Below are 6,000 nucleotides of genomic sequence, written 5' to 3' on the forward strand. Positions count from 1 at the left end.
CCCCACCGTCCTATCAGACCACGAGCATGTCGGGCGTGACGGCAGCTTCGGTATCCGGGATGCCGAGGTCCCGCGCCCGCTTGTCGGCCAACGCCAGCAGCCGGCGGATCCGCCCGGCGATGGCGTCCTTGGTCAGCGGAGGCTCAGCCAGCGCGCCCAACTCCTCCAGCGACGCCTGCCGGTGCTCCAGGCGCAGCCGACCAGCGTCGGTCAGGTGGTTGGGGGCCTCGTCGGCGAGGATCTCCAGCGCCCGGGTCACCCGCGCGGCGGCTGCCACCGCGGCGCGGGCCGAGCGGCGCAGGTTGGCGTCGTCGAAGTTGGCCAACCGGTTGGCGGTGGCGCGCACCTCGCGACGGACCCGGCGCTCCTCCCAGGCCAGCACGCTGGAGTGCGCGCCGATCCGGGTGAGCAGCGCGGCGATGGCGTCACCGTCCTTGACCACCACCCGGTCCACCCCGCGCACCTCGCGGTTCTTGGCGGCGATCCCGATCCGACGGGCAGCGCCGACCAGCGCCAGCGCCGACTCCGGCCCCGGACAGGTGATCTCCAGGGCGCTGGACCGGCCGGGCTCGGTGAGCGAGCCGTGCGCCATGAACGCGCCCCGCCAGGCGGAGACCGCGCAGCAGACGTTCGCCGCCACCACGTGCGGGGGCAGGCCGCGCACCGGCCGCCCGCGCACGTCCAGCAGGCCGGTCTGCCGGGCCAGGGCCTCGCCGTCCTTGACCACCCGGACGATGAAGTGGCTCCCCTTGCGCAGGCCGCCGGAGGCCAGCACGTGGATTTCGCTCGGGTACCCGTAGACCTCCGCGATCTCCCGCCGCAGCCGGCGGGCGACCGCCCCGGTGTCCAGCTCCGCCTCCACCACCACGCGGCCGGAGACGATGTGCAGGCCCCCCGCGAAGCGCAGCAGCGCGGCCATCTCCGCCCGCCGACAGCAGGGCTTGGGCACGTCGACCCGACTCAGCTCGTCCTTGACCGCAGCCGTCATCGCCATTGTGCGTCCCCTCACGGACCGGTTCCGGCGTGTCGCCGGAGATTACGTACGTGTCTAACGATCGGCACCCAGGACAGGCACCAGCGCGGCGCCCAGGGCAGCCGGATCATGGCGGGGAGTGCCGTCGACGACGGCGACAGGGGCGAGGACCAGGCGGGCACCCAGCGATTCTGCCGCACGTTCGACCGGTTCGGGGTCACCCACCGCCTTGGCGTCAGCCAGGACAAGATCCACCTTGAGCTCGGGAAGGTACCAGTGCAGCGCCGCGAGGTGATCGGCGACGGAGAGACCCAGGGTCTCCTTCTCCGCGGCGAGGTTCAGCGTGACCAGTCGCCGGGCCGGACTGGACACGATCGCGTCGGCCAGTTGCGGCACCAGCAGGTGCGGCAGCACGCTGGTGTACCAGCTGCCCGGCCCGAAGATCAGCCAGTCCGCGGCGCCGATCGCGGCCAGCGCCTCGGCGCACGCCGCCGGGGCGGTCGGGCTGAGCCGCAGCGACTCGACCCGCCCGGTGGTGACCGCCACCTGGTGCTGGCCGCGTACGGTGCGCACCTCGTCCGGAGCCGCCGGGTCGGCGCCCCGCACCCGCGCCTCGATGCCCACCGGTTCGCGGGACATGGGCAGCACCCGGCCGACCGCGCCGAGCATCGCGCCGGCGTGCTCCAGCGCGGCCACCGGGTCACCGAGCAGCTCCATCAGCCCGCAGAGCACCAGGTTGCCGACCGCGTGCCCGGCCAGCCCGTCGGCGCGGGTGCTCACCCGCTCCGCGCCGGGACCGTTGACACCGGGACCGTTTGCGCCCTGGCCGTCTACGCCTTGGCCGTTTGTGCCCTGGTCACGCGGGTCGGGGTCACGGCCGTCGGTCGCCGCCGGGGGCGGGTCGGCTTCGCCGAGCGGGGGTACGCCGGCCGGCACGGCGGCGAAGCGGTGCTGGAACAGCCCGGCGCTGCGCCGGGTGGCGGGGTGGTCCCCGGCCAGCGCCACCAGCGCCTGACGCAGATCACCCGGGGGCAGGCCACCCCGCTCGGCCCGCAACCGGCCGCTGGAGCCGCCGTCGTCGCCGACCGTGACCACCGCGGTGATGTCCAGATCCAGTTCGGGAGCGCAGTGGCGCAGCGCGCGCAGCGAGGCGGAGAGGCCGTGCCCGCCGCCGAACGCCACCACCCGACGGGCCGTCATTCCCGCCCCAGGTCACGGTGCTGGGCGTTGGCCGCCAACCCGGACTGGCGCAACCGGCCGGCCAGCTCCTCGGCGATGGCCACACTGCGGTGCTTGCCGCCGGTGCAGCCCACGGCCACCGTCAGGTACCGCTTGCCCTCCCGCTCGAAGCCGGCGGTGGTGGCGTTGACCAGGTCGGCGTACGAGGCGACGAACGCGTCAGCGCCCTCCTGACCCAGCACGTACGCGCTGACCGCCTCCTCCCGCCCGGTGTGCTCACGCAGCTCCGGCACCCAGTACGGATTCGGCAGGAACCGGGCGTCCAGCACGAAGTCGGCGTCCGGCGGCAGGCCGTACTTGAAGCCGAACGACAGCACGGTGACCCGCAGCCGGCGGGCGTCCTCGCCGCCGAACAGCTCCTCGATGCGCCGCCGGAGCTGGTTGACGTTCAGGTGGCTGGTGTCGATGATCACGTCGGCCTGGTCGCGCGCCTCCTCCAGCAGCCCACGCTCCACGGCGATGCCGTCGGCCAACCGACCGTCGCCCTGCAACGGGTGCGACCGCCGAACGCTCTCGAACCGCCGGATCAGCACCTCGTCGTCGGCGTCGACGAAGACCACCCGGGGCGAGAAGCCCCGCTCCTTGAGCTCACGGATCGCCCCGGCCAGGTCCGTGGAGAAGGCGCGCGAGCGCACGTCCAGCACCATCGCGGTACGCCGGGCCGCCCCGCCGGCCTTGAACGCCAGCTCGGCCATGTCGAGCATCAGCGCCTGCGGCAGGTTGTCCACCACGTAGTAGCCGACGTTCTCCAGCGCCCGGGCCACCGTGCTGCGACCGCCGCCGGACAGCCCGGTGACCACCACGAGCGTGGTCTCCGACTCGGCCGTCGGCTCCCCGTCGATGGCCTCCGGGACGTCGATCCGGTCACTGGCTCTGCGCGCCTCGCTCACCCGTACCCCCAAGCCGTGGCGCCGCGGCCGCCCTCGGCCGCGATTGGTCAATCAGCGACTCTATCCCGCCGCCCGGCCGAGGTCCGGCACCCTCTCCTCGGGTGCGCCGGGCGTGCGCTGTCGGGATTGGCTCGTAGACTCCGCGGATGGCTTCCCCCACCGACCTGCGTACCGAGGGCGCGCTGCCGGTGCTGCGCCGGGTGTTCGGTTACGACGCCTTCCGCGGCTTCCAGCAGGAGGTGATCGACCACGTGGTCGCCGGTGGCGACGCGCTGGTGCTGATGCCCACCGGTGGCGGCAAGTCGCTGTGCTACCAGATCCCGGCCCTGGTCCGCGAGGGCGTGGCGGTCGTCGTGTCCCCGCTGATCGCCCTGATGCAGGACCAGGTGGACGCGCTCACCGCGGTCGGCGTCCGGGCGGGCTTCCTCAACTCCACCCAGACCCTCGACGCCCGGCGCCGGGTCGAGGCGGCCTTCGTCGCCGGCGAGCTGGACCTGCTCTACCTGGCCCCGGAGGCGCTCGGCGTGCGGTCCACCCTCGCCCTGCTCGACCGGGGCCGGATCGGGCTGTTCGCGATCGACGAGGCGCACTGCGTGTCCCAGTGGGGGCACGACTTCCGCCCCGACTACCTGGCGCTGTCGATGCTGCACGAGCGGTGGCCGGAGGTGCCCCGCATCGCGCTGACGGCCACCGCGACCAGCGCCACCCGCACCGAGATCGCCAGCCGGCTCAAGCTCGACGACGCCCGGCACTTCGTGGCCAGCTTCGACCGGCCCAACATCCAGTACCGGATCGTGCCCAAGCGCGAGCCGCGCAAGCAGTTGCTGGCGCTGCTGCGCGACGAGCACCCCGGCGACGCCGGGATCGTCTACTGCCTGTCCCGCGCCTCGGTGGACAAGACGGCCGAGTTCCTCACCGCCAACGGGATCGCCGCGCTGCCGTACCACGCCGGCCTGGACGCGGCCACCCGCGCCGCCAACCAGCAGCGCTTCCTGCGCGAGGACGGCCTGGTGATGGTGGCGACCATCGCCTTCGGCATGGGCATCGACAAGCCGGACGTCCGGTTCGTCGCGCACCTCGACCTGCCCAAGTCGGTCGAGGGCTACTACCAGGAGACCGGCCGCGCTGGCCGGGACGGGCTGCCGTCCACGGCCTGGCTGGCGTACGGGCTCCAGGACGTGGTCCAGCAGCGCAAGATGATCGAGACGTCCGACGGCGACCTCGCGCACCGCCGCAACCTCGCCGCGCACCTGGACGCGATGCTCGCGCTCTGCGAGACGGTGCGCTGCCGGCGCGTCCAGCTGCTCGAATACTTCGGCGAGCGGGCGACGACGGCCTGCGGCAACTGCGACACCTGCCTCAACCCGCCGGAGTCCTGGGACGGCACCGTCGCCGCGCAGAAGTTGCTCTCCGCCGTCTTCCGGCTGGGCCGCGAACGCAACCAGCGGTTCGGCGCCGGGCACTGCATCGACATCCTGCTCGGCAAGCAGACCGACAAGATCAGCCAGTACGGCCACGACTCGCTCACCGTCTTCGGCATCGGCACAGAGCTGAGCGAGGCCGAGTGGCGGGGCGTGGTCCGGCAGTTGCTCGCCGAGGGGCTGCTCGCCGTGGAGGGCGACTACGGCACGTTGGCGCTGACCGAGGCGAGCGCCGAGGTGCTGGGGCGCCGCCGCACGGTGACGATGCGCCGTGAGCCGGAGAAGCCGGCGTCGAGCCGGTCGACGAAGCCGCGCGGCGCGGCCACCGTGGTCGCGGACCTGGGCCCGGCCGCCACGGCGGTCTTCGAGCGACTGCGCGCCTGGCGGGCGGCCACCGCCAAGGAACAGGGCGTCCCGGCGTACGTGATCTTCCACGACGCCACACTGCGGCAGATCGCGAGCGACGCCCCGGCCTCGCTGTCCGACCTGTCCCGGGTCAACGGGGTCGGCGAGAACAAGCTCGCCAAGTACGGCGAGCAGATCCTGGAGGTCCTCGCCGCCGACACCGCCCCGGCCTGACGGACCGGCGAGCCGGGGTCGCCGCCGGCCGTGGCCATGACGAAAGGGCCGGACCCCTGTTGGGGGTCCGGCCCTTGTCGATCGTGCTGTTTGCGGTCAGCTGGTGGCGTAGCCGCGGGTGGCGATCCAGTCGGCGAGGTGCTCGACGGTGACCTCGTAGGAGGCGGTGTTCGGATCGGCCGAGTCGGCGATCTTCACGATGTTCCCGCCGTCGCGGTACCCGACGACGCTGATGTAGTGCCCGCCCTCGAAGGAGTGCACCCCACCATCGGTGTCGACGCTGGTGCCGGCGATGTTCGCGACCACGGCCCGGCCGTCGTCGACGGTGCGGACGATGTCGGCGCGCAGCTTGTCGGTCTGCTTGCCGTCAGCGCTGGGGCTGGAGATCTCGACGCTGTGGTAGGCGTCGTTCTTGCCGGTTTCCTTGTTCAGCACGGGGGTGATGTCGTTGATGGAGTTGGTGCCGGCCTCGGTGGTGCCCATCTCCTTGGCCATGGCGTCCACGCTGATGTCCTTGCCCTGCACACTCAGGGCGTTACGGGTGGCGGCGGGGCCGCAGTAGTAGAAGTTCGGCTGCGCCTCGTACCGCACACCCAGCTGACGCTCACCCGACGGCTTACGGTCGGTCTGGGTCTGGGTGGCCGGCTTGGCATCCGACGCGGCGTACGCGGCGGTGACGGGGCCGGCGATGGCGCCGCCGGTGAACGCGAGGCCAGCAGCGGTCAGAGCGGTCTTACGGATCAGATCGGTACGCATGATGGCGTGCTCCTCTGCATCAGGGGATACGCGCGACACACAAAAGGGGTGTGCGTCGCACGTGAAAACGGGGGGAAAGTTCAAGGGGGAGACCCGGCGATCGGGGGGATCTGCTCGGGTGTCCGGGGGGTGTAACCGGGGC

The 6,000-nt window shown here is 72.6% G+C and carries 5 protein-coding genes; 1 reads left to right on the top strand and 4 read right to left on the bottom strand.

What is annotated here, in order from left to right; all coding sequences use genetic code 11:
• Positions 1 to 13: 13 nt before the first annotated feature.
• From whiA to rapZ, 3 genes are read right to left on the bottom strand one after another with little or no spacing between them, the layout of a single operon-like run.
• On the bottom strand, positions 14 to 994 hold the full coding sequence (whiA, locus tag EAD98_RS05815) for a DNA-binding protein WhiA (protein WP_121653044.1): 981 nt from the start codon (positions 992 to 994) through the stop codon (positions 14 to 16).
• Between the two features lie 54 nt (positions 995 to 1,048).
• Entirely contained in the window at positions 1,049 to 2,173 is a 1,125-nt protein-coding gene (locus tag EAD98_RS05820) for a 2-phospho-L-lactate transferase CofD family protein (protein WP_121653045.1), read from the bottom strand.
• A complete protein-coding gene (rapZ, locus tag EAD98_RS05825) occupies positions 2,170 to 3,072 on the bottom strand; it encodes an RNase adapter RapZ (RefSeq protein ID WP_233578389.1) in 903 nt (300 codons plus the stop codon). The genes EAD98_RS05820 and rapZ overlap by 4 nt, the downstream gene beginning before the upstream one ends.
• 176 nt (positions 3,073 to 3,248) lie before the next feature.
• On the opposite strand from rapZ, the gene recQ reads away from it, so the two are divergent.
• Entirely contained in the window at positions 3,249 to 5,102 is a 1,854-nt protein-coding gene (recQ, locus tag EAD98_RS05830; RefSeq protein WP_121653046.1) for a DNA helicase RecQ, read from the top strand.
• Positions 5,103 to 5,198: 96 nt separating this feature from the next.
• On the opposite strand, the gene EAD98_RS05835 is transcribed toward recQ, so the two are convergent.
• Positions 5,199 to 5,858, bottom strand: coding sequence for a C39 family peptidase (locus EAD98_RS05835; protein ID WP_121653047.1), 660 nt, complete (start codon positions 5,856 to 5,858; stop codon positions 5,199 to 5,201).
• Positions 5,859 to 6,000 lie beyond the last annotated feature (142 nt).

Source organism: Micromonospora sp. CV4 (assembly GCF_003667455.1).
Taxonomy (GTDB): domain Bacteria; phylum Actinomycetota; class Actinomycetes; order Mycobacteriales; family Micromonosporaceae; genus Micromonospora.

Coding starts and splice junctions, on each gene's coding strand:
- EAD98_RS05820 (WP_121653045.1), bottom strand. CDS start 2,173: ATGACGGCCCGTCGGGTGGTGGCGTTCGGCGGCGGGCACGGCCTCTCC.
- recQ (WP_121653046.1), top strand. CDS start 3,249: ATGGCTTCCCCCACCGACCTGCGTACCGAGGGCGCGCTGCCGGTGCTG.
- whiA (WP_121653044.1), bottom strand. CDS start 994: ATGGCGATGACGGCTGCGGTCAAGGACGAGCTGAGTCGGGTCGACGTG.
- EAD98_RS05835 (WP_121653047.1), bottom strand. CDS start 5,858: ATGCGTACCGATCTGATCCGTAAGACCGCTCTGACCGCTGCTGGCCTC.